Here is a 25396-nt window from a genome sequence, read left to right as displayed (position 1 = left end):
GCATTACTAGTTTTATTTTTTAATATAAAGCGAACCATTTTTAATTGTCTTTTTATCCAACAAATCTTGCTGATATAATTTTTCTAAAATAGAACTAGCTTCAGAAGTCGATTTATCCAAAATTACAGCATACTCTTTTGGAGCTAATGTTGGGAAAATTTCAAACAAATCTAGTGGAGTTTCATTTTTAATGGTTTTCTTTTTTGCATCGGGAAATAATGCTAATAAAGCATTTTCATAGGCAGCATAAGGTTTAGAACCGTAAACCGTTAATTGGTTATTATCAGCATCGGCTAAAAATAAGGTTGGGAAACCTCGTACTCCAAGCGTTTTGGCTAAATTTAAATCTTCTTGAAAAAGCTTTTTGGCATCTCCATCATAATCGGTTTTTAGTTTTTTAACATCCAAACCGGCAATTTTTGCTGCTTCTGCTATGTTTTTCCATTTGGCGATGTTCTTTTTATCGATATAAAGCTTTTCGCGAAGAATACGCATAAATTTCACAGCTTTTTCTTTACTCTGCATTTGAGCCGCTTTCATTGCGGTGCAAGAAGGATAAGAAGAATCTAACGGATCTTCAATCCAAACATTTCCGTCAATGGGCATTTCGTAATATAAACTCGCTTCATTCCAATGATGTGCAACGTCAGAAGGTTTGCTTATTCCGCCACTGTTATAACTCCAATCGGGTAATAAGCCGCCCATTCGGTAATCAATTTCAAAATAATCGCCATATTCAAGTTTTAATTTTCTAAGCTGAGGTTCAATTCCCCAGCAAGAAGAACAAATAGGATCGGTATAATAAATAATTTTTACAGGTTTATTTTCCGTTGGAATAGCCGTTTTTTCATTCGATTTTTCGCCAACAGGCATCTCGCACATTCCGCTAACAGGATCACACAGTAGCGGATTTGTTTTGTCTTCACTCATTTTTGAATTTGTTTGTGACTGGCAGCTGGCACTGCAAATCAAGATTAATAGTAGCGACAGTATTTTCATAGAAATTTTTAAAATGACTCCCGAGTTTTTTAACTTACTGCAAAGTTCAGCCGAATATCATCGCCAGTCAATTAGTCAAAAAAAAGTGACTAGAAAAAAAACAATTTTTACGAATTGTCTATTCTTCTAAAAAAAATAAACTTCTAGTATTAAGTAGTTGCAATCTTACACTGTTTTTGTGTATTTTCACATTTGATTAAATCTACAGCCAAAATGAATTACATTCAAAAAATTAAACGCCTCTTCAATTTGTCTGAAAATGAAAACTACGGATTTTCAGAAAATCAAATCCTCGATCTTGAGAAAACATTAGAGATTAAACTTCCCTCACAACTCAAAGAATACTATTTGAAATTAGGGAAAGAAGAAAATCTTAATTACAGTTTTAACAGACTTTTGAAACCTGAAAATGAAATCGGATTTTCAGATGATAATTTTCTGGTTTTTTACGAAGAAAATCAAAATGTAGCTTTTTGGGGAATTAAAAAGGAAGATTTATCAGAGGAGAATCCTCCAGTTTACGGCAATTACGATACAATCGAAAAATCAGACTGGGAAATTGAAACTGAAATAACGGAGAACTTTTTTCTACTAATGGCAGTTTTCAACGGTACATTGGGCGGACTTCAATTTAATGGAAATCATTTTGGAGAAATTGATTTGGAAATTGTAAAGTTGATTGAAGAAAATTATGCACTTGTTCCTGAAATCAGTAGAGAAAACCAAAAGGTATATACAGATGATTTTTATGCTGTAATCAGTTTGTCATTCGATCAAGAAAAAAATTGTACGGGAGCTTTTATTGGATCAAGCAATCAAGAACGGTTTGATGCCATTCTGGAGAATATTGATATCGATTGGTCATATCTTTCGTATGATGATGAAGATGCTTATGAAGATGATGAAACAGAATAAATATGTGGTTCAGTAAATTTACTTTTTTCGATAAACAATCGGCTTTAACAGAATCAGTTTCAGAAGATTTCTTTACCAAATTATTTTCAAAAGATGAGTTTGACAATTTTCCTGATATCGAGAGTTTGTATCCAAATGGTAGAGATCCAAAATATTTCCCTATTCCTCAACAGCTAAGGCTTCCGAAAGAATATATCGAACTTTTGCAGTATTCAAACGGTGGTGGAATTATAAATGGCGAACGTGAATTTGGCTTTTTTTCGTTAGAAGAAATTCGCCAGATGTATATAAATTACGGATTTCCAATTTGGGCGCCGGCATTTCTTCCAATAGCTTTTAATGGTGGAGGGAAGTTTTATGCTTATGATCTCAGAGAAAACGAGGGTTTCCCGATAATTCTCATTCCTGCTGGAAATCTTGGATATGATGATGACTGTTGGGTGTTTTTAGGAAACTCGCTAGAAGAAATCTTGAATAAAAACACAAATGTAGAAGATGAGCTGGATGTGCTTTATCCTGAAAAAGAACTATCAGAAAATGAGATTCGATACAGAGAACTCCGCCTTGAATTAAAGGAACTAGAAGACAATAAATCAAAAGGAAAAATGGATTTAAAAACTTTTCTGCTTTCGAAAAAACGAATCGAAACGGATTTAAAGAAATTATAAGAAAAACGAATAAAATATAATGAGAGAATTAAACTATTTAGTAAAAATAGATGGCAACGAAGCGCTTTTAGAAAAATTCATTGAAGCGATTGATAACAATACAGTTACAATTGATAAATCGTATCCAAATCCTTATGTATTAGATTCGGGTGAAAAATTTCTATTATCATCCATAATTGAATATTTTTTCCAGACCAGACCTTTCTCAAAAGAATTTTATATTTCATTTGTCGAAAAACTTAGAAAACTTACTGGATTTGATAGTTACCGTTATACATTAGGATTGCAAGCAGACGAATTGGTTTTTAATAGTTTTGAAAGAGTAAAAAAAGGCAAATACAAGATTTTTATACCCAAAACAACAGAAGAGATTCCAGAACCCATATTGACGGAAGAGCAAAAAGAACTTTTAAGTTTTATATGCTATATTGCTGTTTCTCATATTAAATACGGTCCAAGTTATGCCACAGTTACTGCAAATGAGTATTTTAATGTTGTAACAGAATTGGGGTCTGACGAAGTAGCTCAACTAAAGCAAAACGGAACAGGAAAACTTCCAAAAGAATTGAGTGCACATAAAGACAGTGATCTAACAGCTAAAGCCAATGATGTTTTTGCAACAATAAATATAAAACTGATTACAGAAACAGAAAAAAGCTATAGAAAAGCATTACACTTTGTAAATAATCTTCTGAAGACCGATTTTCCTAAAAGCTATGAAATCGCATTTTCATCTAAAAACAAAGAGTTGCTTCCAATAAAAGGACTTCCAAAATGCGGACAGAACTATCTCTTTGCAGGAGCTGTTCAATATTCGAACCTTCACAAGGATATTTTAGAATATATTAATCTGGCTAAAAAAGAATACGAATGGTACAACAATCTTGAAGACGAGAATTGTGCGATGCCATCGACTTTTGCTGTTTTTGCTTTAGGATTACAAAAAGAAAAATATTTTGATACGCTAATTGAGTATTATAAAACAGTAGATGGCGAACATCAGTCTCTTCAGGTCAAATTTACGCCTGTATTTTTGGAGAAGTTCGGCATAACCGAAAAATCTATAAAAGTCTTTATCAATGCTGTTTTATCCATGCAGGAACATCCGCATAATAAGACTTTCATTTCTCATTTTTCAAATGAGAATAGCTTGAAATTATTGTTGGATAGCAAGGAGAATTTCATTTCGTATTATTTTACTGAAGAAGATTTAAATGAATATTCAAATAGTGGAGATAATCCTCAGGAAATGGCAGATTATTGTTGGGAAAGCATTATGTATACGATTTTTGGGCAAAGTAAAGATTTTGCTAAAATTGCCAGACAATTATCAGACGAACAAAAAATACTATTTGAAAAGTTGTTTTAAATAATTTCAGTAGTTTATAACCTGAGATCAAACGAAAAAGTAGTTAGAAATATTTGCAGTATAGATATAATACTCAAAAAGGAAATAAGATTAATATGAAAATGTACATTTTAGTAAAACAGGACGTTCCAGACAAATTGGTTCCGGTAATAACTGCCCACGCATCTTTGGCTTGTTTTAGAAAATTTGAGCAAAACGAAAATATGCAGAAATGGGTAAACGGAATATTTAAAAAAGTGGTCTGCGTGGTTTCTGAAACAGAATTTATAAATGCAGGAAAAGAACCGGACCATATTATTTTAACCGAGTCGGCATTAGATAACCGAGAAGTTTGTATAGCATTTGTACCACGGGAAGAATACTCTAAAATATTTAAATTTTTTAGAATGTGGACACCTCAAGATAATTTGTAATTATGAATACAACAATACAAATCGAAGAACTCAGCCATAATACCTTTTTCTGGAAGTATTATTTCTGCTGGTCACGAGGTTTTGATGAGAAAGAAGAAGTAAATATTGATGAAGCTCTAGAAGTTGTAGAAATTAATGAAACAGAAGCTTATGAATGGGAAAGTATATTTTTTAATTATGATGATATAGAAGAAAATCCAAGACATGTTGCAGGCAGAATAAATGATAATTTAAATTTTGCAGTTGAGTTTGCCGAATATGAAATCAATTTTTTTCTGAATGATATTTACATAGGAAATTTAGGAGGACATTTTGAAGCTTGGTTTTTTACTTTGGATGAATTATTGGCTTTTGAAAAATATCCTAATTTGTTTCTTCTTTTTCTTCCAATGACAGGAATAAAAGAAAATGAAAAAGCTGTTTTAAAACCAATAATGGTAAAACATTTAAATGCAATTCCGAAGTTTGATGCACATTCCAATTATATTGCAGATTGCCTCCTAAACGGATTAATTATGCAATCTCCATTTGAAGAAATAGAAGAAATTGGTTTGACAAATAATCAAAATCATAGCGTGAGGAATGTGACAGCATACCCGCGTTATCAGGAAGATGTAATAGAGCTGAACAAAATTCTAAAATAATACCTTTAAACTTAGCGCCTTAGTATCTCAGCATCTTAGAATCTTAAAAAGTACATTAAATTTTCATTAACAAAATCTAATTAAGCATTAGTTTATATTTGTAAGAAACAAATTAAATTTAAGATCAAAAGGTCTATGAAAAATAAACTTTTAAAAATTTCTTTTCTTCTGTTTCTGCTTTTTTCCGTAAAAGGATACAATCAGAACGTAAAGCTTTTAAATATAAATCAGCTCAACGAAAGAATTAAAAACGGAAAAGACAGCACTTATGTAGTCAATTTTTGGGCAACTTGGTGCGCACCATGTATAAAAGAATTGCCACATTTCGAGAAATTGGGAGCAGAACATAAATCAGAGAAAGTAGCTGTTTTATTGGTAAGCTTAGATTTTAAATCCAAATTGCAATCGAATGTAATTCCGTTTGTGAAAAGGAAAAATTTAAAGAATGAAGTCTTTCTTTTAAACGAAAGTAATCCACAAGAGTTTATTGATAGAATTGATCCGAGCTGGTCTGGAAGTATTCCAGCTACGCTTTTTATTAAAAATGATAAAAGAAAATTTGTTGAAAGCGAATTTACCTACGAACAATTATTAACTGAATATAAAAAACTGTAAACCATTATGAAAAAAATAATCTTATTACTAGCATTAGCATTTTCTGCTTTTCTATCTCATGCACAAAATGCTGTAACACTTAAAGCGGGCGATGCAGCTCCAGATTTCAAACTGAAAAATGTGGACAACAAAGACGTTTCTTTTGGATCTTTTAAAGATGCAAAAGGATATATTGTTGTTTTTACGTGTAACACTTGTCCCTATGCTATTGGATATGAGCAGAGAATTATTGATTTAGATAAAAAATTCAAATCTCAAGGATATCCTGTAATTGCAATCAATCCAAATGATCCCGAGGCTTCTAATGCAGATACTTTTGCAAAAATGCAGGATTTGGCCAAAGAGAAAAAATATTCTTTCCCATATTTATTTGATCCAGGACAAAAAATCACTGATGAATATGGTGCAAAACGTACGCCTCACATCTTTATCGTTTCTAAAACTTCAAAAGGAAATGTGGTAGAATATGTTGGAGCAATCGACAATGATCCAGAAGGAAATAATCCGCAGAAAATAAAATATGCAGAAGATGTAATTGCATCACTTAAAAGCGGTCAAAAACCAGCAATTACACAAACTAAAGAAATTGGCTGTACAGTAAAAAGAAAAGCAAAAGCTTAATTGTTTTGTTTCAAGTTTCATGTTTTATTCCGTTGCGTTTAACCTGAAACCTGAAACTTGAAACCTGAAACAAAAAAAAACATAAAATACAAACGCCCCAAATATGGGGCGTTTTTTTGGCATGTATGGTGAACAAGTTTACTTTCTATTTTTTATCAATTTTGTAAAGTCTTCCTTGATCGGTAACGGCGTATAATGCTTCATCTTTTCCTTGCGTAATATCTCTAAATCTTTGACCTTGTCCTGCTAATATTCTTTCTTCACCCGCTACTTTATTGTCTTTAAAAGCTAAACGTATAATATGCATGCCGCTCAATGAACCAATAAAAAGGTTATTTTGCCATTCTGGAATACGGTTTCCGGCGTAGAAAGTCATACCACTTGGTGACACTACAGGATCCCAATAATAGACCGGTTGCTCCATTCCAGTTTGTTGTGTAATACCTTCTCCAATTTTCGTACCACTATATTCAATTCCGTAAGTAATTGTTGGCCAGCCGTAATTTGCTCCAGCTGTAATTCGGTTAATTTCATCACCACCTCTTGGGCCGTGTTCACTTTGCCATAAGTCACCCGTTGTTGGATGAACAGCCAAGCCCTGCGGATTTCTATGACCAATAGTATAAAGTTCTGGCAAAGCCCCCGTTTGTGTAAAAGATGGATTTCCTGGTGCTGCTTGTCCGCTTGTTGTAATGCGTACAATTTTACCCAAACTGCTCGTTACAGCTTGCGCCAACGGACGAGTTTGTAAAACAGATCTTTCTCCAATACTTACAAATAAATTTCCAGTTTTGTCAAATACAATGCGGCTTCCGTAATGCAGCGTGCTTGCGTTTGGCGTATTCGAACGATAAATAACTGTTACGTTTTCAATTGCAGTTTCATTATCAGATATTTTTCCTTTCGCGACAGCGGTAATATTTCCCCCAGCAACAACTTCAGAAAAAGCCCAATAAATCATTCGGTTAGTGGCATATGCTGGATCTAGGCAAATACCTAATAATCCGCCTTGATCTGCAGGATTTACAGCAGGAACACCTGTTAATGCCTCACCAATAACTCCTGCTTGGGTTACAATTTTAATTTTTCCTGCTTTTTCGGTTACCAAAAGACGTCCGTCAGGAAGATACGCAACTCCCCAAGGAGCGCTTAAACCGCTGGTGATTATTTTAGCTTCATATTCTGTGGTAGTTTGAATACTTCCTGCTCGTGTTTGTCCAGAAAATGCGGGCTGATAAGTAGTGTTGGCTGTACCCGTTTCTACAGGTGGGCCAGTTGGTCCTGGGTCGGTGCCTGGATCAGTATTGTCATTATTCGAACAGCTGCCAAAAACAAGAATGGTGGCCAGAAGGAAAATACTTTTTTGAATTATCATAATGCTTTCATTTTAATGGTTAAAAAATAATTTTTGCATTATCGAACATTTCGAAAAAGAGGTAGAGATTCGTTAATTTGAAATGGTCAGTTTCGAACGAAATTCTCGGTTCTATTTTCAATTAAGAATGCCTAAATGCTTATGCCATTTTATATGAAGCAGAAGAATTTCAAAAACAGAAATTAAACTTCTTTTGGAAAAAGCATTTAGTGGGACATGCCTAATTGGAACGGAAAATTGTGACAAAATATTGCCAGTACGAATTGTATTGTTTTTTTCTTAGCAGAAATTTAACATTCAAAACTTCAATAAAAATAGGGCTGAAGTCTTATTTTTAAAGAGAATTTTAAAGACTCTTTAATTTTTTCATGAAGACCGGAAAAACTTCATTTAATTCTTCAAAAAGAGGATTTTTGCGGTTTTTTAATTTGATTTCGCTAAATAATTTTAACCCTAAAGCAAATTGAACTGCTTCAGATTCGTTTGCGAAAATGTTCTTAGATTTTATTCTTTCGATAATTCCGAAGATTTCGTCGTGATTATCAAATTCGATTCCGAGTTCTTTTGCTGGTTCGGTCTCACCATTTGAATATTCCTTAAGGCTTAAAGTAAGATAATATTTGTTTGATCTTTTTTCCATGATATTTGTAATTCTAATTTTATTTTAGCCACTTTTCGACCAATGTTTTAAAAGCTTCTTTGTATTGTTCGCCGACTGTGATTTCTATTTTATCTATAAAAATGGAGTTTTTACTAATAGCACTTATTTTGTCAAGCGAAACAATAAACGAACGATGAACACGCATAAATTTTGATGATGGAAGTTTTTCTTCTAATGCTTTAAGCGAAATAAGAGACATTAAAGCTTTTTGAGAATCTTCAAGATGTACTTTTACGTAATCTTTTAAACTTTCGATGTAAGTGATGTCTTTTAGAGAAATTCTAACCCATTGGTATTCTACTTTCAGGAAGATAAATTCGTCATCTGCAGCAATTGTTGTAAAGGTATTATTGGCTTCTTCGGTTAATTGCAAAACTTTGCTTGAAGCACGTAGAAATTCTTCGTAACTGAAAGGTTTTAAAAGATAATCTACAGCGTTTACGCGATAGCCTTCAATTGCATAATGATTGTAAGCTGTTGTAAAAACGATTTTAGGCAGTGGTCCAGCTTGATCTTGAAGAAGTCTTGCTAATTCCATTCCAGTCAAATTAGGCATATTAATGTCTAAGAAAACCAAATCGGGTTTTGTTTCTCTAATGATGCCCATTGCGTCTACAGCATTATCGCAAGTTGTTATTAATTCTAAAAAAGGAGTCTGCTGTATAAACGTTTCTACCAGTTTTAAAGCCAATGGTTCATCATCTACTGCTATACATTTTAATACGGTCATTGCTCTAAAGTTATTTTGAGTTTAATGTTATATGTTCCGTGATCGGTAACTCCAAAAGATATATAATGCTGATTTGGATAAATCAATTGCAATCTGCGTTTGGTGTTGGTTAAACCAATTCCGCCTTCATCTGAAACCGATGTTTTTTCGAAAAAAGTATTTTCTACTTCAAATTCTAGATGTGTGTTATTTTGCGAAAGTTTAATGTGTATTTCACTTTTATCGGTTGCATGAACACCGTGTTTAAACGCATTTTCTACTAAAGGTAGTAATAACATCGGAACAATTGGATAATCGTGCAGTTTTTCGGGGATTTCTGTGGTAATAGTCAATTTGCTATTGGCACGAAGTTTCATCAAAGCGATAAAATCTTTTAAGAATTCTACTTCTTTAAGCAATGTAGTTCGTTCGCCTTCTGTGCTGTAAAGCAAGTAACGCATCATTCGGCTTAAAGTATGTAGCGCATTTCTAGAATCTTCGATATCAGTATAAGTCAAGGAATAAATGCTATTCAAAGAGTTAAAGAAAAAATGCGGATTAATTTGCGCTTTCAGCATGGCCAATTCTGCCATTGTTTTGTCTTGTTCCAGTTTCTGTTTATGCTGTGCTGCTTTTTGCCAATGCGTTAGCATTGCCCAACTGGTGCTTATTCCTAAAACCAATAATGTCAAAGTAAATACGTAATTATCAAAATACGGATTTTTATATTTTTTAAAGCCGATAGCCTTGCTAATTTGAGTATGAAGATCGGTTTGTGAGGTATAAAAATAGGCAATTAATTGCATGGCAATAATCGCAGCAAATGCCCAAATTAAAAATGCCGAAGTATTGTCTTTAATGATGGTTTTTGGAACTATTTTTTTTGCCGTAGAATAAAAAAGAATCATTAATAAAAACAATATAATACTCTGCCAAAGCCAGAATGCTTGCGGAAGCACAACATTCCAAGTCAGTGGAATATAAAACAGCATAAGATACCCTAATAGAGACCAGCCAAGAATGTGTAGTCCAGTAAATAAATAAGGTCTAAAAAAGTTCGGTGCCATTATAATTTGTGATTTTTAGGGCAATATTACATTTTATTTGAATATGAAAATCGGGCAATCGCTAAACCCCGATTTAGAGTCTCTAAAAAGCATTTTAGAGCCGACGGGATAAAAATTAAACACTTGTTTAATATTTAAAAAAAATCCATCGGTTGTCATCTAACCTTTATCGATTATATCGGGCTCTTCGTCTATTTGAAAATTTTTGCATGTTATATTTTAGTTCTTTTGTTGTCATATAATAGATAATTACACATTTTTCAAGATGAATAAGCAATCATTTTTAAGCATTCTTGCAGCATCACTTATTATCGCTTCTTGCGGTAAAAATGACAAATCGGCACAAGCCGGAGGAGCTCCGCAGATTAAAGAATATAAGACTGTTACATTACAGCCAGAATCAGCTACGTTAAACAGCGATTTTCCGGCTAGTATACAAGGACAGCAAAATATAGAAATCCGCCCAAGAGTTGAAGGATACATCGATAAGATTTTTGTTGATGAAGGAGCAGTGGTAAAAGCGGGGCAGCCATTGTTTAAAATCAGTGCTCCAGAATATGAGCAGCAAGTTCGTACTGCAACAGCAAGCATTAAAAGTGCTCAAGCAGAGGTAAGTACAGCAAAATTGGCTGTAAATAAAGTGAAGCCATTGGTTGAAAAAGGAATTATCAGCAAATACGATTTAGAATCGGCTCAATATACTTACGAGTCAGCTTTGGCCTCTTTAGCGCAAGCAAATGCTGCTTTAGTAAATGCTAAAGTTAATTTAGGATATACAACAGTTACAAGTCCAGTAAATGGAGTTGTAGGATCAATTCCTTTCCGTTTAGGAAGTTTGGTAAGTTCTAATACTGCAGAACCTTTAACTACAGTTTCAAGCATTGGTAACGTGTACGCTTATTTTGCAATGAATGAAAAAGCACTGCTAAGTTTTACTAAAGATGCAGGAGGTTCGTTAAATCAAAAAATCAAAAGTATGCCAGCAGTTTCTTTATTGCTTTCTGATGGTTCATTATACGATCAAAAAGGAAATATCGAAACGGTAAACGGATTAATCAATACAGAAACTGGTACGGTAAACGTTAGAGCACGTTTCGCAAATCCAAAAGGAATTATCAGAAGCGGAAGCAGTACAACAGTTCGTATTCCGACGGATGTAAAAGAAGCTTTGATTATTCCTCAAAGTGCCACTTTTGAACTACAAGATAAAATGTTTGCAGTAGTTGTAGGTAAAGACAAGAAAACAAGAAATGCCAATATCACAGTACTTGACAATTCAGCAGGTAATTATTATGTAGTTTCAAGCGGTTTAAATCCTGGAGATGAAATTGTATTAGAAGGAGTAGCCTCATTAAAAGAAGGAACTGAAATTAAACCTAATAATCAAAGCCAAGAAGCAGTTTACGCCGATTTAAAATAAAAAAAATGTTTAAAAAATTTATACAAAGACCCGTACTCTCGACGGTAATATCTATTATTATCGTCATCTTAGGTGTTTTAGGCCTAATTGAGTTACCGATATCGCAATATCCAGATATTGCGCCTCCAACTGTAAACGTTGCAGCTAGCTATACAGGAGCCAATGCTGACGTGGTACTGAAAAGTATCGTTATTCCGTTGGAAGAACAAATTAATGGTGTAGAAAACATGACTTACATGACTTCTACAGCAACCAATGATGGTAATGCTTCTATTAAAGTTTTCTTTAAAGTAGGTACCAATCCAGACTTAGCAGCGGTAAACGTTCAGAACAGGGTTTCTAGAGCAACAAGTTTATTGCCAGTAGAGGTAACTCAAGCAGGGGTTACAGTAACCAAAAGTCAGAGTAGTAACTTATTGATTTTCTCTTTATACAGTGATGATAAAGCTTACGATCAGACGTTTCTTCAAAACTATGCAAAGATTAACCTTGTACCGCAAATTCAGCGTGTTGTTGGGGTAGGAGATGTAACCGTTTTTGGTGCAAAAGATTACTCGATGAGAATCTGGCTGAAACCAGATGTAATGCAACAATATAAACTGATTCCAAGTGATATTTCGGCAGCTTTAGCCGAACAAAATATCGAAGCGGCACCAGGTAAATTTGGTGAAAATGGAAATCAGGCATTTCAATATGTAATTAAATATAAAGGACGTTTAACAAGTGCTGAGGAATTTGGAGACATTGTTATAAAATCTGTTGGGAATGGACAGATGCTGAGACTTAAAGATGTGGCTAAAGTAGAATTGGGATCTTTAAGTTATTCGTCAACAATTAAAACAAACGGTGTAGAATCGGCTGCGATGGCAATTAGCCAGACGCCTGGATCTAATGCTCGTGATGTAATTATCAATTCTAAAAAATTGATTGAAGAAGCGGCAAAAAGTTTTCCAAAAGGAATGAAGTACACTATTATGGTGGACGTTAACGAAAACTTGGATGCTTCTATCGAAAAAGTAATTCATACTTTGGTTGAAGCCTTTATATTGGTTTTCATCGTGGTGTTTATTTTCCTTCAAGATTTTAGATCAACTTTAATTCCGGCAATTGCAGTTCCGGTTGCGATTGTGGGAACGTTTTTCTTCCTGAATTTATTCGGATTTACGATTAACTTATTGACGCTTTTTGCGATGGTTCTTGCCATTGGTATTGTGGTCGATGATGCGATTGTCGTCGTTGAGGCCGTTCACGCCAAGCTCGATCACGGATATAAATCGGCTAAAAAAGCTACAATTCATGCGATGGACGAGATTTCTGGAGCAATTATTTCGATTACATTAGTAATGGCCGCGGTATTTATTCCGGTAACTTTTATTGGAGGATCTACAGGAGTTTTCTACAAACAGTTTGGTATTACACTGGCCGTTGCGATTATTCTTTCGGCAGTAAATGCCTTGACTTTGAGTCCGGCTTTGTGTGCGCTTTTATTGAAACCGCATGCTGACGATCATAAACATAAAAGTTATTTACAGCGTTTCTATACTTCATTTAACGTGGCGTTCGATAACGTTACCGCTAGATACAAACGTTCAGTAAGTTTCCTTTCTGTAAAAAAATGGATTGCATTAGGTTCTATTATAGTTGCTGGTGCGGCATTGGTTTATATGATGAAAACTACGCCTTCAGCTTTCGTTCCTTCAGAGGATCAGGGAACTGTTTTTGCTAACATTAGTTTGCCGCCATCAGCTTCGATGGAACGTTCAGATATTATTGCAAAAAGAGTAGATAGTATTGCAAAGACAATTCCAGGCGTTAAAAATACACTTCGTATTGTGGGGCAGAACTTTACCGCTGGAGCTGGTAGTGCCTACAGTATGGTTATTGTAAAATTATATCCTTGGGATCAGCGTGATCTTAGCGTTGATGATGTAATCGGACAGCTTTTTGCTAAAACAAGCGGTATTCGTGAGGCAAGTATATTCTTCATTTCGCCTCCAACCATTCAAGGTTTTGGACAAAGTGGTGGATTTGAATTCCAATTGCAGGATAAAGGTGGACACACGACTTCTGAGTTCTATAAAGTGAATAATGAATTCTTAGCTAAATTATCTGAGCGTCCAGAAATTCAATATGCAACAACGCCGTTTAACCCTGGTTTCCCTCAGTATATGATGGATATTAATTTAGCGAAAGCGAAAGATGCGGGAGTTTCTATCAATACGATTCTGTCAACCATGCAAGGTTATTATGGAGGATTGTACGCTTCGAATTTCAACAAATTCGGAAAACAATATCGTGTAATGGTTCAGGCAGCGCCAGAATTTAGAGCGAATACTGAAGGATTGAACAAGATATTCGTTCGTAATAGCGCAGGAAACATGGCGCCAATTACCGAGTTTGTAAAAATGACAAGAGTTTTTGGACCAGAATCTATTTCGAGATTTAACTTATTTACTTCAATCTCGATTACAGGAGCGCCAAAACCAGGTTACAGTTCTGGAGATGCAATTAAAGCAATTCAGGAAGTAGCGGCAGAGAATCTTCCTGCAGGTTATGGTTACGAATTCTCGGGTTTAACGCGTGAGGAATTAGCATCAGGAAGTGAGACGATTTTCATCTTTATTTTATGTTTGGTTTTCGTTTATTTCTTGTTGAGTGCACAGTACGAAAGTTACATTCTGCCATTTGCCGTATTATTATCAATTCCGTTTGGACTGGCAGGAGCCTATTTGTTTTCGATTATTTTCAAATTAAATAGTAATATTTACCTGCAGATTTCCTTAATCATGCTTATCGGACTTCTGGCGAAGAATGGTATTTTGATTGTCGAATTTGCTTTGGACAGAAGGCGTAAAGGATTGCCAGTTGTACAATCTGCAATTGAAGGAGCTGTAGCGCGTTTGCGTCCAATTTTGATGACATCATTTGCCTTTATTTTAGGATTGGTTCCCTTAATGTTTGCTTCTGGAGCTGGAGCTGTTGGTAATAAATCGATTGGTACTGGAGCCGTTGGAGGTATGTTAATTGGAACTATTTTGGGAGTATTTGTTATTCCGGTTCTGTTTATCATTTTCCAAAACTTGCAAGAAAAAATAAGCGGTCCAGCGAAAGATGGTTATGATGATGACGATGACGATGAAGACGAAATTCATTTAATAGAAGCTCACAAAGAGTAAAATTTAATTACAAGAAAAATGACGAATAGTTCAAATAAATATATTCTACTGGTAATAACAGCCGCACTAATAAGTGCGTGCTCTGTTACCAAGAAATACGAACGCCCCACTACTTTAAAAACAGATCAATTGTATCGCGATGAATCTTCTACAGATTCAACTACAATTGCAGATATGCCTTGGAATACCGTTTTTAAAGATGAAAAACTGAATGCTTTAATTCAAAAAGGATTAGAACAGAATCTAAATCTGAAAAATGCAATTGAGAATATTGTTCAGGCAAGAGCTTCTTTACGCCAGAGTAAATTGGCTTATTACCCGTCATTGCAATTGGATGCGAATGTAACGCACAATAAACAATCTCAGGCAGGATTAAACTTTCCAGCAGGAATCAATATTAATACCCTTACTACAACTTATAAATTAGGTGTAAGCAGTTCTTGGGAAATTGATGTCTGGGGAAAATTAAGCAGTTCTAAAAGAGCCGCTTTGGCAACCTATTTAGCTTCCGATGCTGCAAAACAAGCAGTTCAAACGCAGTTGATCGCCGATATTGCCAATAATTACTTCTTGTTATTATCGTATGATGAATCGCTAAGAATTACGGAAGAAACGTTAAAAACCCGTATCGAAAACGTTGAAACTATCAAAGCTTTAAAAGAAGGAGCAATTGTTACAGGTGCAGCGGTTGTTCAGAGTGAAGCCAATCAGCATGCAGCAGAAGTTTTAATTCCAGACTTGAAACAAAGTATTCGTGAAACCGAAAATGCTCTTAATATTTTACTTGGACAAGGGCCTGGGCCAATTGATAGAGGCGTTTTAGGAACACAGATTATTCCTGAAAAAATTGCAATCGGAATGCCTGCTCAGTTATTGAATAATCGTCCAGATGTCCGTCAAGCGGAATTTAATTTCAGAGTTGCTTTTGAGTCAACTAATTTGGCTAAAACGTATTTTTATCCAAGTCTAACGCTTACCGCAAGCACAGGATTTTCAAATTTAGAATTGAATGATTTCTTCAGCCATTCTATTTTTTATTCGATTATTGGAGGATTAACACAGCCTTTATTCAATAATGGCTTAAATAAAATGAGATTGACTACAGCGCAGTCACAACAATTACAAGCATACAATAACTTCCAGCAAAGTCTTTTAGTAGCAGGTCAGGAAGTTTCAAATGCCTTGTATGCGTATCAAATGGCTGTTGAAAAAGAAGATTCTAGAGCGAAACAAATTGCAGCTTTAGAAAAAGCAGTAGACTTTACGCAAGAACTTTTAGAATATAGTTCTGCAACTAACTATACAGATGTATTAACATCACAGCAAAATCTTTTAGCAGCACAATTGAACGGAGTTAATGATAATCTTCAAAAATTGCAAGCTGTTATTAATTTGTACAGAGCGTTGGGTGGTGGTTGGAAATAATTGTTTATAATGATAAAAAACGTCTCAATTTTTTGAGACGTTTTTTTGAAATGTATATCGTTTAAAAAGCACTCTTCGTCGATTACTTTAGTAATTTTGTATAATGAATGCTTAACACGCAAATTTTTGGCATTACTTTCGATTATTATCTATTAAGATTAACATTTAAATTCTAAAGACATGAAAAAGTTAGTATTCGCCTCAGTGCTTTTTATGAGTGCATTTTTTGCTCAAGCACAGGTATCTGTAAATGTAAACATCGGAACACCGCCTAATTGGGGGCCACAAGGTTATGACGACAGCAGGTATTATTACCTACCAGACATTGATGTATATTATGATGTAAATCAGAGCGTATTTATTTACGATAATGGCGGAAAATGGATGCGCGAAAAAAGACTTCCGTCAAGATATAGAAGTTATGATTTATATTCAGGATACAAAGTAGTTTTGACTGATTACAGAGGAGATTCTCCTTATTACTATCACACAAAACATAGAGCCGAATATCCGAAAGGTTACCACGGAAAACCTCAAAAAAATAGAGGAGAAAAACCAAAAGGCAACAACGGAAATCATTACGGAAATGATAAAGACAATAAAGGAAAAAACAAAGGAAATAATAACTCCAAACAAAAGTCAGACAAGAACCACGATCACGGTAATGGCAAAAACCATTAATAAACATGACTAAAAGAAAACGCCTCCAATGGGAGGCGTTTTTGATTTTATACCATAAGGAAATAAAATATATCGTTTATATATTTTAGATATAGCCCGCGGTTTCAACCGCGGGAATTCTATTGTGATGATATTATATCGCTCCTCCAGAGCTTTTTTTCTTGCGCTGGTAATTTTTGCTATAAATATTTCACTCCTCTGGAGCTTTTGTATTTTATTTGCTAATTCATGGCTAAAATGAATTGCTTCCAGCTTTAGCTGGAGGTTACTAGATTCTATATTTATTGGCTTTAGCCAAACTAAGCGCAAAAGTTTGGCTAAAGCCTTTTTCTTTGCAATAAACAAAAAACCTCCAGCTAAAGCTGGAGGCAATTGATATTTAAATATTTTATTAAAAAGAAATTCGTGTTAATTCGTGCAATTAGTGGCTAAAAAACTATTCAGAAACCGTTTTCACCTTATGTCCAAAAGCTCCAAAAGAAAGAATAATCAAGAAACAAACTAATGGGATAATATATCCTGATTGAATATCGTCATGATTCATGTCGATTAAAGTTCCCATTCCGTAAGGAATAATAGCACCTCCAACAATTGACATTACCAGCCAAGATGAACCCGTTTCTGTATTCGATTTTAAGCCCTTAATTCCTAAAGAGAAAATCGTAGGGAACATAATTGACATAAAGAACCCAATTCCTCCAAGAGCATAAATCACTACGATTCCAGAACCGTAAATAGCTACTAAACATAGTAAAACGCTCATTACGCAGTAGATTGACAATAAAACGTAATCTTTTACGAAACGTAAAAAGAATGTTCCAATAAAACGTCCCGCCATAAAAAGGAAACCATAGATTCCTAAGTAATATCCAGCCGTTTTTTCGTCTAACCCAGCACCTTGCTGTGCGATACGAATAAAGAAACTTGTGATACAAACCTGAGCACCCACATAAAAAAATTGAGCCGCAACTCCCCAGCTTAAATGTCTGAATTTTAAAACAGAGAAAAAACCTGGTTTAATTTCAGCTTCTGTATGAGTAGCTTTCATTGAAGGCAGTTGTACAAAGTAAAATATAATAGCAACCAAAACCAAAATGCTTCCCAAAACGATGTATGGCATTTTTACAGAAGCTGCTTCGCCTAATAAATAAGCCGCTTTTTCTGCCTCAGGCATTGCTGCCATTTGTTCTGGCGTATGATTGGTTCCTGAAAGAATAAACAACGAACCTACAATAGGAGCAACCATGGCTGCCAATCCGTTGAAAGAAGCTGCTAAATTTAGTCTTTTAGAAGAAGATTCTGCTGGCCCTAAAATCGCCGCATAAGGATTTGCGCTAGTTTCTAAAATGGTTAATCCACAGCCAATTACGAATAGAGCGAATAAAAATAATTCGTAAGTTCTGGTATTAGCGGCAGGAACAAATAAAAAGGCTCCAACAGCAAAAACTAACAATCCTGTAATAATACTGTTTTTATAGCCAAACCTTTTAATTAGCATTCCGGCTGGAATCGCCATAATAAAATAAGCAAAAAATACGGAAGTATCAATTAGAGTAGATTGGCGATTGTTTAATTCGCACGCTTTTTTCAAGTGCGGAATCAAAACAGAATCTAAATTGTGGGCCATTCCCCAAAGAAAAAATAGGCATGTAACTAGAATAAAAGGCAAAAGGTACTGATTTCCTTTTCCCCCTTCTGTCGGCACTTCGTGTTGATCACCGGCTTGGTTTGTAATTTGCATTTAGATAGTTTTTTAGTTTATTTTTTTATAGGTTCTAAGGTTCTGAGGTGCTGAGATTCTAAGTTTTTTTCTTTTGCCACGAAGGCACTGATACTCAAAGTCTTTTTATTTTTTCTTTGTGACTTTGCGTCTTTGCGAGATTATTTTTAAGCAGTGTTTTTTTAGTCTCGCAAAGAAGCAAAGACGCAAAGTTTTTAAAAACTTAGCACCTTAGAATCTTAGCATCTTAGTACCTTTTCTTCACAAGCAATAGATGATCACATACCAAAACGACTTCACCGCGCTGGTTAATGATTTCTACATGTTCTGTTACAGTTCCCATTTCTGGATTTTTGGCTTCTCCTTTTTCAGAAATCGTAATTTCAGAATGGATGGTGTCGCCGATATGAACAGGTTTTACAAATCGCATTTTGTCGTATCCTCTAGAAAAGGCTTCTGTATTTATTTCTGAAGCAGTTAATCCGATTCCGATGGCAAAAACCATAGTTCCGTGGGCAATTCTTTGTCCGAAAGGCTGTGTTTTGCACCATTCTTCATCCATGTGGTGCGGGAAGAAATCTCCCGTGTGTCCGGCATGAACTACGAAATCGGTTTCTGTAATTGTTCTGCCTAAAGTTATTCGTTTATCGTCGATTTGATAATCTTCGAAAAAAGTCGATTTAAAGTACATAATTTATTCTTTTTATTTGTCAGCTCTTTCAAATAGATTTCAAAATCAGGTTTGTTTTGAAAGTGGACTTAAATTTTGTTTTTTGGTTTTGAAATATAGTGTTTTAATTACACTTCATCAAAAGAAATGCCGCCATTTTTACTGCTTACATAACAAGCTTCTACAACCTTCATTGTGCCTAAAACATCCTGAACACTTGCAGAGAATGTTGAGTCAGAACCTTCTTTGTAACGCATCAGATTGGACATTGCACCAATAAAAGCTTCTGGAAACCAAGAACCTTCCAGTTTTACTTCAGTCCATTCGTATTCATTTTCGTTATCTTTTTTTGGCAGCGCGTACTCAAAAACGTCCGGTAAACCGTCAGGATAGTTCATTAACAAGCCCATTTTTGCTTTAACAGCGCCCTTTGTTCCTTCCCATTTGATGTAGCTTTCTTCGTGTTTTGAACCAAAATGATGATCATGATTCGTATTAATCACAACATGTTTATCTTCGCCATAATCTAAAATAATAGTAGATCGGCTTGAAGATAATTTTTTAAGCGGATGTTTGGCTGTTTTTGCCATTACGCTTTTAGGATTTCCCAGAAAAGATCGAATGCAGTCAATATAATGCACACTGTGAAAAAGAATCTCCAATCTTGGGTGTTCTTTAATTAAAGGAAACAATTCCCAAGGGGTATTTACGGTAATTTTGAATTCTAAATCGTATAATTCGCCAATAATTCCCTGATCGATTAAATATCTTGCAGCGCTTACAAAAGAAGCAAAACGCAGTTGGAAGTTGATGGCAGCAACCAGATTTTTTCTTTCACATACTTCTACAATTTCGCGTGCCTGAGCCAAATCATTTCCCATTGGTTTCTGAATCAAAACCGCAGCGCCGTCAGGCAATTGTTCTAAAATTTCGATGTATTGATCAGGTAAAACGGTAATATCGTAAACAGCATTTGAAGGCGCATTTTTAACTGCGTCGGCAACACTTTCAAAAACATGATCGATTTTGAATTGTTTCTGTAAATCGTATGCCTTTGAGATGGTTCTATTGGTAATACCAAAAACTTTAAAACCAGCCATTTCGTAAGCAGGAAGATGTGCATCTTTTACAATACCGCTCGCTCCAATAATCACAATGGGCTGTTCTGTTTGGGGAAGTAAAGGTTTATAGGGAATATTCATTTGTTCTATATTTTGAAATTAAGCCTGTCAAGTTTAATTTTTGACAGAGCCGTGTAATGTTGTTCCTTGACTTAATTCTCTAATTTTTTTCTGAGTTTCCTCTAAAAGTATTGCCGATGAAATATCGGTTTCAATAGCTTTTAAAACTGCGCCGTCAACAAGTTCAGCAACTTTTGGCCAGATTGGCGTTTGAGGCAGTGTCAATGCATTTTCATGAAGCATTTCCAGTTTATGATAAAACGGAATTAAAGTATTAATTTCTGCATCTTTCCAAGTTGATTTTCTACATCCGATTCCGCCTTCTGTAGTCAATAATTTGTCACTTTCGGGCGTTGTAGCAAAACGTAAAAAATCGTAAGCTAGCTTTTGGTGTTTGCTTCCAGAACCAATGGTATACAGCCAATATACATTCAAAGAAGCCGTTTTATAACCTGGATCGGATGGGAGAGAAGTGATATCGATTTTTCCTTTGACTTTTGATTCTTCTATAACTTCTGCCATAGAAGCAAATCCGAACCAGTTGATAGCCATTGCCGCTTGTCCTTCGGCGAAAGCCAAACCAGCTTCAACCGAACCAAATTCTCTCGATTTTGGATGAACCGCATTTTTGTCATTGACCATTTTTCGATAAAAATCCAATGCTTTTATCGCTGCTTCATTATGAATGTCAATCTGATTTTTTTTGTTTAATAAAGAACCGCCGCGTGTCCATAATTGCAGAGAGAAGTCGAAAACCATATTGTGTCCGTCGGGATAATTGGCAAAAACAGCACCGTATAAATTTTGTTCGGGACGATTAAAAAACGTTGCTATTTCAGTAAATTCCTGCCACGTTTTTGGTGTAGCAAGTTCGTAACCAAACTGTTTTTTAAAATTCTCTTTTTCTGTTTCATTTTCGAATAAATCTTTTCTGTAAATCAGGCATTCCGGCCCGTCGTGAAATGGAAGTCCGAAAATGCCGTTACTCAGCTTTTGTAAATGTAAAAGTGATTTATGCCATCCGAAAGGATAATTTTCGGGCGGATTTTCTCCAATTAATGAAAATAAATTAAGAACCGCATTTTCGTTTACAGCATCAAAAATCCAATCGGTATTGATATGGGCAATATCCCATTTTCCTTCTTTTAAACCTTTATCTGAAATTGTGGTTTTATATAAATCATGAAGTTCCAATGCAACCATTTCCGCTTCCATTTTTATATTGTTTTGAAGTGAAAATGCATCCCATAATTTTCGAAGTGTACTTTCGAAAGGATCGAATTTTCGAACGGCGATTCTAATTTTTTCCATCAGCAGTCTATAAATTCTTTAATAATTTTCTCGTTGTCTTGACCCAGTTTCGGCGAACCTTTTCCTGAAGTCAGATATTCGCCGTCAATTTTTATCGGACAGCGTGTAGTTTTATAAGTATAGCCGTCAAGCATTTCGACTTGCTGGGTAAAATTTAAAACCTTAAATCCATCTTCCGCAAATAACTGCTGATAGTTTAAAACTCCTGCACACCAAATGTCTGCGGGTTCTAAAATATCCAGCCAAAATTGTGTTTCCTGCGTTTGCAGATGATCGGCAAGAATATTTTTGATATCGTCTCTAAGCGTAAATTTATTTTCTGGGAAAGCCAGTAAAGCATCACATTTTAGCAAAGAAGCCAAAACGGGAATCGACCCCATTGCTAATGCCAAATAGCCGTTTTTAGTTTTGTAAATTCCGTATGGCGCGCCCAAATAAGCGTGAGCATTATTGGTTTTGGTTCGAACTGGCAATTCGCCTCCGTCATTAAAGAAGGTCGTAATAGTTTCAAACTGAAAATCAAATGCCGATTCTAGCATACTGACTTGAATTTGTGCTCCGATATTATGAGTTGCTTTTCTATATAAAGCGGCTAAAATTCCTTGTGCTAAATGAGCTCCGGCAAGCATATCCACAATCGACAATCCCATCGGAACGGGACCATCTTCTTGATTGCCACTTAACAAAGTTAAAGCGGTTAAAGATTGTAAAAGCAAATCTTGTCCCGGTAAATCTTTCAAATCGGGATGTTCTCCAAAACCTGAAATTGATCCATAAATCACATTTGGATTGATGCTTTTTACGTCATCATAACTTAAACCAATGCGTTCCATAACGCCGGGTCTGAAATTATGCATCACAACATCTGCTTTCGCTAATAATTTTTTTAGTTTTTGAAGTTCCTCTGGCTGTTTAAAATCAATTGCAAAAGATTCTTTGTTTCTGTTGATGGTATGAAAAACAGACGATTCGCCGTTCATAATCAAATCAGAAGTATATAAAGTACGGCAGATATCTCCCGTTCCCGGTTTTTCAATTTTTATGACGCGCGCTCCCAAATCGGCCAGACGCAAACTCGCCGACGGACCCGAAAGAAACTGACTGAAATCTACAATTAAATAATCTTCTAATGGTTTCATTTTTTTTATGTTTAACCGTTTAATCGGTTATGTGTTTAATCGTTTTTATTCAACAATTAAAAATCTAATTTGATCTGCTAAAATCTTTTTAAATCTGCGTGAAATACTTTTAGCGCATAGATTTTTTCACGCAGATTTGTGCAGATTAAAGCAGATTTGCACAGATTTTGATTTAAGCTGTTGCGTATCATTTAACTTGAATAAACTCTTTGTGTATGCTTAAATTATCTTGTCCTACTTTTGGTGCTGCTTTTTCGCTTAACAGAATTTCTCCATCCAATTGTATTGGACTTCTGGTTGTTACCAAAGTTTCGCCGTCAGTATTTTTTACGGTTTGTTTCAATTGTAATTCATTTACAAAAGATTGACTATCTAATTCTTCGTAATTGAACACTTTTCCGCACCAAATCCCTTCTTTCTGCAGGATTTCGATCCAATAATCAGAATTTTGGGTTTGAATTCTTTCGCTTAAAATTGTTCTGATTTCATCGCGTTTTTCAAACCAAAGATGTTTATCAGCGAAAGCGTTTAAATCCAATCCTAATATTTTTCCAATAAAAAGTAAATCACCCATGGCAAGAGACAAATAACCATCCTGCGTTTGATAAACTCCATAAGGAGCACTCAGAAAAGCATGTGCACTTCCTTTAATATCGCCGCGTTCAGGTAATTGGCCTCCATCATTTAAGAAAGAAGTAATCGCTTCAAATTGTACATCGAGAATAGATTCTAGCAAACTCACTTCTACCAAAACTCCTTTTTTGGTTTTAGCTCTTTTTAGAAGTGCTGCTAAGATTCCTTGTACAAAATGATTCCCGCACATTAAATCGGCTACAGCCAATCCAAACGGAACTGGGCCTTGACTTTTGCGTCCGCTTAACCAGCTTAATCCAGAAAGCGATTGTAACAATAAATCTTGTCCCGGTTTTTTTGCCCACGGACCTTCATTTCCGTAACCTGTAATGGTTCCGTAAATAATCTGTGGATTTATAGAAAGCGTATTTTCAAAATCTAAACCGATTTTTTCCATCACTCCGGGTCTGAAATTATGCGTCATAATATCCGCCTTTTCGATTAGTTTTTTGATTAAAACTAAATCGTCAGGATTTTTTAAATCGGCTGCAAAAGATTCTTTATTTCGGTTTATCGTATGAAAAAGCAAACTGCTATCGTCTACAAATAAATCTTTGATGCTCAATTGTCTGCAAGCTTCACCTTTTACAGGACGCTCGATTTTGATGACGCGTGCGCCCAAATCAGCCAATTTTAAACCAGCTGAAGGTCCTGCCAAAAACTGGCAGAATTCCAGAACAACTAATCCTTCTAAAGGTCTCATACGGTTTGGATTTTTAGAGATTCCGCGTAAAGCGAATTCATTTCTTCCAATACTTTTAATTCGTCTCCGCCATTCATCAAATAATTGCGAACCACATCTCCAGCATGATCTTGGAAATACATGTGTCCGTAATATCTCGGACGAAGGAAAGCGCGTTCTAAAGCTGGCAACGTATTTTTGAAATAATCGTGCGTTACACCATTAATTCGCTCACTTTTCCAAGCTTGTAAATGCCCTGGCTGACCGCCATTATCGGTATAAATATTCTGTTGAACTTGAGATGAACAAGTAAATTCAGCATATTTTATGGCTGTTTCATTATGTTCGCTGAATGAAGAAACCGCTAATCCAGTTCCTCCCAAAGAAGAAATCATTGGGTTGTCATTCAATTTTACTAAATCATAAAAATGCAAAAGGTTTTGGCTGTAGCCAACGCGGGAATAATTAGAATAACCATAAGCGAACGGACAATAGGCAATTTCGTCTGAATTCACCATTGCTTCGTAAACTTGAATTGGATTACGGTTGAAGTTAGCTGGATCAATTAATTGTGCTAATTCTCTAAACATTTGAAGCGCTTTGATTCCTGTGGTTTCGGAAATCACTTTTTCTTCCGAAAGAAAAGGAGCTTCACCCAAACTGCAGCAAAACATATAAAAACTCATTAAAACATCTACCGGAATTCCAGCAAAAGCGACTAAACCCTTTTTCGCTAAAGCCAATAAATCATCATAAGTTTTAGGAACTTCTAAATTGTTTTTTTTTAAAAGATCCAATCGGGCAGAGGCAACCGGAGTTGCGGCATCGATTGGCAACGCCCATAATTTATCGTGAAAAACATAACTTCCGTACGATTTTCCAACAGTATTATTTTCTTGATCTTTAATATATTCGTTTGACAAATAATCAGATAACGGAAGAATCGCCTTGGTCTGTGCTCCAAAACCTGTCCAAGGATGATCAATTACCAGTAAATCAAATCTTTTGGCTAAGTCTTCAATAGAAGCATCTGCAAACTCTTGTAAACTTCTTTTCTCCCAAGAAATTTCAACATCAGGATGTAGTTCTGTAAAACGCTGTGATGTGGCAACCATAGGAAGCAAACCTCTTGTATGATTCCAAGTTATGCCTTTTAATTTTATCATTTTTATATAGGAATTTTGGGTAATGAAATCGTTTGAAATAATAAATGTAAAAAATACAATTACAAAAGTAGAAATAAGATTTAAATGCACAAGAAATCCTTTATTTATTAAAGAATCTTTTTGTAGAAAAGGACAA

General features: G+C 35.2%; 24 protein-coding genes. 11 read left to right on the top strand and 13 right to left on the bottom strand.

The features are described 5' to 3' along the window. Nucleotides 1-12: 12 nt before the first annotated feature. Complete coding sequence (locus tag BSF41_RS17165; RefSeq protein WP_095930727.1) at nucleotides 13-930, bottom strand: DsbA family protein; 918 nt, start codon at nucleotides 928-930, stop codon at nucleotides 13-15. Between the two features lie 282 nt (nucleotides 931-1212). On the opposite strand from BSF41_RS17165, the gene BSF41_RS17160 reads away from it, so the two are divergent. The 7 genes from BSF41_RS17160 to BSF41_RS17130 all read left to right on the top strand — a co-directional run bounded on the left by BSF41_RS17160 (nucleotide 1213) and on the right by BSF41_RS17130 (nucleotide 6244). Next, on the top strand, nucleotides 1213-1914 hold the full coding sequence (locus BSF41_RS17160; protein ID WP_095930726.1) for a hypothetical protein: 702 nt from the start codon (nucleotides 1213-1215) through the stop codon (nucleotides 1912-1914). Nucleotides 1915-1916: 2 nt separating this feature from the next. Further along, complete coding sequence (locus BSF41_RS17155; RefSeq protein ID WP_095930725.1) at nucleotides 1917-2582, top strand: SMI1/KNR4 family protein; 666 nt, start codon at nucleotides 1917-1919, stop codon at nucleotides 2580-2582. Nucleotides 2583-2601: 19 nt separating this feature from the next. Then, a complete protein-coding gene (locus BSF41_RS17150) occupies nucleotides 2602-3951 on the top strand; it encodes a DUF6138 family protein (RefSeq protein WP_095930724.1) in 1350 nt (449 codons plus the stop codon). A gap of 101 nt (nucleotides 3952-4052) precedes the next feature. After that, nucleotides 4053-4364: a hypothetical protein gene (locus BSF41_RS17145; protein ID WP_253251847.1), complete on the top strand. Its 312-nt coding sequence runs from the start codon at nucleotides 4053-4055 to the stop codon at nucleotides 4362-4364. A 2-nt stretch (nucleotides 4365-4366) separates the two neighbouring features. Then, nucleotides 4367-5008 (top strand): Imm19 family immunity protein, encoded by a 642-nt coding sequence (locus BSF41_RS17140; RefSeq protein ID WP_095930723.1) that lies wholly within the window; start codon nucleotides 4367-4369, stop codon nucleotides 5006-5008. Nucleotides 5009-5143: 135 nt separating this feature from the next. After that, nucleotides 5144-5623 (top strand): TlpA disulfide reductase family protein, encoded by a 480-nt coding sequence (locus BSF41_RS17135; protein WP_095930722.1) that lies wholly within the window; start codon nucleotides 5144-5146, stop codon nucleotides 5621-5623. A 6-nt stretch (nucleotides 5624-5629) separates the two neighbouring features. Then, the gene (locus BSF41_RS17130) at nucleotides 5630-6244 is read left to right on the top strand and encodes a thioredoxin family protein (protein ID WP_095930721.1); all 615 of its coding nucleotides are present in this window, start codon (nucleotides 5630-5632) and stop codon (nucleotides 6242-6244) included. Between the two features lie 145 nt (nucleotides 6245-6389). On the opposite strand, the gene BSF41_RS17125 is transcribed toward BSF41_RS17130, so the two are convergent. The 4 genes from BSF41_RS17125 to BSF41_RS17110 all read right to left on the bottom strand — a co-directional run bounded on the left by BSF41_RS17125 (nucleotide 6390) and on the right by BSF41_RS17110 (nucleotide 10056). Further along, nucleotides 6390-7619: a PQQ-dependent sugar dehydrogenase gene (locus BSF41_RS17125; RefSeq protein WP_095930720.1), complete on the bottom strand. Its 1230-nt coding sequence runs from the start codon at nucleotides 7617-7619 to the stop codon at nucleotides 6390-6392. Nucleotides 7620-7965: 346 nt separating this feature from the next. After that, nucleotides 7966-8259, bottom strand: coding sequence for a DUF3861 domain-containing protein (locus tag BSF41_RS17120; RefSeq protein WP_095930719.1), 294 nt, complete (start codon nucleotides 8257-8259; stop codon nucleotides 7966-7968). A gap of 19 nt (nucleotides 8260-8278) precedes the next feature. Further along, nucleotides 8279-9010, bottom strand: a complete 732-nt coding sequence (locus tag BSF41_RS17115) for a LytTR family DNA-binding domain-containing protein (RefSeq protein ID WP_095930718.1) — start codon at nucleotides 9008-9010, stop codon at nucleotides 8279-8281. Then, the gene (locus BSF41_RS17110) at nucleotides 9007-10056 is read right to left on the bottom strand and encodes a sensor histidine kinase (protein ID WP_095930717.1); all 1050 of its coding nucleotides are present in this window, start codon (nucleotides 10054-10056) and stop codon (nucleotides 9007-9009) included. The genes BSF41_RS17115 and BSF41_RS17110 overlap by 4 nt, the downstream gene beginning before the upstream one ends. A gap of 265 nt (nucleotides 10057-10321) precedes the next feature. On the opposite strand from BSF41_RS17110, the gene BSF41_RS17105 reads away from it, so the two are divergent. The 4 genes from BSF41_RS17105 to BSF41_RS17090 all read left to right on the top strand — a co-directional run bounded on the left by BSF41_RS17105 (nucleotide 10322) and on the right by BSF41_RS17090 (nucleotide 16758). Continuing rightward, nucleotides 10322-11476: an efflux RND transporter periplasmic adaptor subunit gene (locus BSF41_RS17105; RefSeq protein ID WP_095930716.1), complete on the top strand. Its 1155-nt coding sequence runs from the start codon at nucleotides 10322-10324 to the stop codon at nucleotides 11474-11476. 5 nt (nucleotides 11477-11481) lie between these two features. After that, nucleotides 11482-14652, top strand: a complete 3171-nt coding sequence (locus BSF41_RS17100; RefSeq protein WP_095930715.1) for an efflux RND transporter permease subunit — start codon at nucleotides 11482-11484, stop codon at nucleotides 14650-14652. A gap of 18 nt (nucleotides 14653-14670) precedes the next feature. Next, nucleotides 14671-16077, top strand: coding sequence for an efflux transporter outer membrane subunit (locus BSF41_RS17095; RefSeq protein ID WP_095930714.1), 1407 nt, complete (start codon nucleotides 14671-14673; stop codon nucleotides 16075-16077). Between the two features lie 180 nt (nucleotides 16078-16257). After that, on the top strand, nucleotides 16258-16758 hold the full coding sequence (locus BSF41_RS17090; protein WP_095930713.1) for a hypothetical protein: 501 nt from the start codon (nucleotides 16258-16260) through the stop codon (nucleotides 16756-16758). A 9-nt stretch (nucleotides 16759-16767) separates the two neighbouring features. Here the strand turns inward: BSF41_RS17090 and BSF41_RS17085 are convergent, their stop codons facing one another. The 8 genes from BSF41_RS17085 to BSF41_RS17050 form a co-directional block, all read right to left on the bottom strand. Next, nucleotides 16768-17130, bottom strand: a complete 363-nt coding sequence (locus BSF41_RS17085) for a hypothetical protein (protein ID WP_095930712.1) — start codon at nucleotides 17128-17130, stop codon at nucleotides 16768-16770. A gap of 64 nt (nucleotides 17131-17194) precedes the next feature. Then, entirely contained in the window at nucleotides 17195-18499 is a 1305-nt protein-coding gene (fucP, locus tag BSF41_RS17080; RefSeq protein ID WP_095930711.1) for an L-fucose:H+ symporter permease, read from the bottom strand. Nucleotides 18500-18725: 226 nt separating this feature from the next. After that, nucleotides 18726-19169, bottom strand: a complete 444-nt coding sequence (locus BSF41_RS17075; RefSeq protein WP_095930710.1) for a MaoC/PaaZ C-terminal domain-containing protein — start codon at nucleotides 19167-19169, stop codon at nucleotides 18726-18728. 107 nt (nucleotides 19170-19276) lie between these two features. Continuing rightward, nucleotides 19277-20350, bottom strand: coding sequence for a Gfo/Idh/MocA family protein (locus BSF41_RS17070; protein WP_095930709.1), 1074 nt, complete (start codon nucleotides 20348-20350; stop codon nucleotides 19277-19279). 33 nt (nucleotides 20351-20383) lie between these two features. Further along, nucleotides 20384-21640, bottom strand: a complete 1257-nt coding sequence (locus BSF41_RS17065; protein WP_095930708.1) for an extracellular solute-binding protein — start codon at nucleotides 21638-21640, stop codon at nucleotides 20384-20386. Continuing rightward, nucleotides 21640-22779, bottom strand: coding sequence for a CaiB/BaiF CoA-transferase family protein (locus BSF41_RS17060; protein WP_095930707.1), 1140 nt, complete (start codon nucleotides 22777-22779; stop codon nucleotides 21640-21642). The genes BSF41_RS17065 and BSF41_RS17060 overlap by 1 nt, the downstream gene beginning before the upstream one ends. 187 nt (nucleotides 22780-22966) lie before the next feature. Next, on the bottom strand, nucleotides 22967-24115 hold the full coding sequence (locus tag BSF41_RS17055; protein ID WP_095930706.1) for a CaiB/BaiF CoA-transferase family protein: 1149 nt from the start codon (nucleotides 24113-24115) through the stop codon (nucleotides 22967-22969). After that, the coding region (locus BSF41_RS17050; RefSeq protein WP_371611501.1) for an ABC transporter substrate-binding protein at nucleotides 24112-25396 on the bottom strand (1285 nt) is incomplete at its 5' end. The genes BSF41_RS17055 and BSF41_RS17050, both read right to left, overlap by 4 nt.

Origin of the sequence: Flavobacterium sp. ACN2, from assembly GCF_002303885.1 — a bacterium.
Taxonomy (GTDB): Bacteria; Bacteroidota; Bacteroidia; order Flavobacteriales; family Flavobacteriaceae; genus Flavobacterium.
Note: the sequence above shows the minus strand (reverse complement) of the source record. Positions and strands in the feature narration are given on the sequence as shown.

Coding starts and splice junctions, on each gene's coding strand:
- BSF41_RS17165 (WP_095930727.1), bottom strand. CDS start 930: ATGAGTGAAGACAAAACAAATCCGCTACTGTGTGATCCTGTTAGCGGA.
- BSF41_RS17160 (WP_095930726.1), top strand. CDS start 1,213: ATGAATTACATTCAAAAAATTAAACGCCTCTTCAATTTGTCTGAAAAT.
- BSF41_RS17155 (WP_095930725.1), top strand. CDS start 1,917: ATGTGGTTCAGTAAATTTACTTTTTTCGATAAACAATCGGCTTTAACA.
- BSF41_RS17150 (WP_095930724.1), top strand. CDS start 2,602: ATGAGAGAATTAAACTATTTAGTAAAAATAGATGGCAACGAAGCGCTT.
- BSF41_RS17145 (WP_253251847.1), top strand. CDS start 4,053: ATGTACATTTTAGTAAAACAGGACGTTCCAGACAAATTGGTTCCGGTA.
- BSF41_RS17140 (WP_095930723.1), top strand. CDS start 4,367: ATGAATACAACAATACAAATCGAAGAACTCAGCCATAATACCTTTTTC.
- BSF41_RS17135 (WP_095930722.1), top strand. CDS start 5,144: ATGAAAAATAAACTTTTAAAAATTTCTTTTCTTCTGTTTCTGCTTTTT.
- BSF41_RS17130 (WP_095930721.1), top strand. CDS start 5,630: ATGAAAAAAATAATCTTATTACTAGCATTAGCATTTTCTGCTTTTCTA.
- BSF41_RS17125 (WP_095930720.1), bottom strand. CDS start 7,619: ATGATAATTCAAAAAAGTATTTTCCTTCTGGCCACCATTCTTGTTTTT.
- BSF41_RS17120 (WP_095930719.1), bottom strand. CDS start 8,259: ATGGAAAAAAGATCAAACAAATATTATCTTACTTTAAGCCTTAAGGAA.
- BSF41_RS17115 (WP_095930718.1), bottom strand. CDS start 9,010: ATGACCGTATTAAAATGTATAGCAGTAGATGATGAACCATTGGCTTTA.
- BSF41_RS17110 (WP_095930717.1), bottom strand. CDS start 10,056: ATGGCACCGAACTTTTTTAGACCTTATTTATTTACTGGACTACACATT.
- BSF41_RS17105 (WP_095930716.1), top strand. CDS start 10,322: ATGAATAAGCAATCATTTTTAAGCATTCTTGCAGCATCACTTATTATC.
- BSF41_RS17100 (WP_095930715.1), top strand. CDS start 11,482: ATGTTTAAAAAATTTATACAAAGACCCGTACTCTCGACGGTAATATCT.
- BSF41_RS17095 (WP_095930714.1), top strand. CDS start 14,671: ATGACGAATAGTTCAAATAAATATATTCTACTGGTAATAACAGCCGCA.
- BSF41_RS17090 (WP_095930713.1), top strand. CDS start 16,258: ATGAAAAAGTTAGTATTCGCCTCAGTGCTTTTTATGAGTGCATTTTTT.
- fucP (WP_095930711.1), bottom strand. CDS start 18,499: ATGCAAATTACAAACCAAGCCGGTGATCAACACGAAGTGCCGACAGAA.
- BSF41_RS17075 (WP_095930710.1), bottom strand. CDS start 19,169: ATGTACTTTAAATCGACTTTTTTCGAAGATTATCAAATCGACGATAAA.
- BSF41_RS17070 (WP_095930709.1), bottom strand. CDS start 20,350: ATGAATATTCCCTATAAACCTTTACTTCCCCAAACAGAACAGCCCATT.
- BSF41_RS17065 (WP_095930708.1), bottom strand. CDS start 21,640: ATGGAAAAAATTAGAATCGCCGTTCGAAAATTCGATCCTTTCGAAAGT.
- BSF41_RS17060 (WP_095930707.1), bottom strand. CDS start 22,779: ATGAAACCATTAGAAGATTATTTAATTGTAGATTTCAGTCAGTTTCTT.
- BSF41_RS17055 (WP_095930706.1), bottom strand. CDS start 24,115: ATGAGACCTTTAGAAGGATTAGTTGTTCTGGAATTCTGCCAGTTTTTG.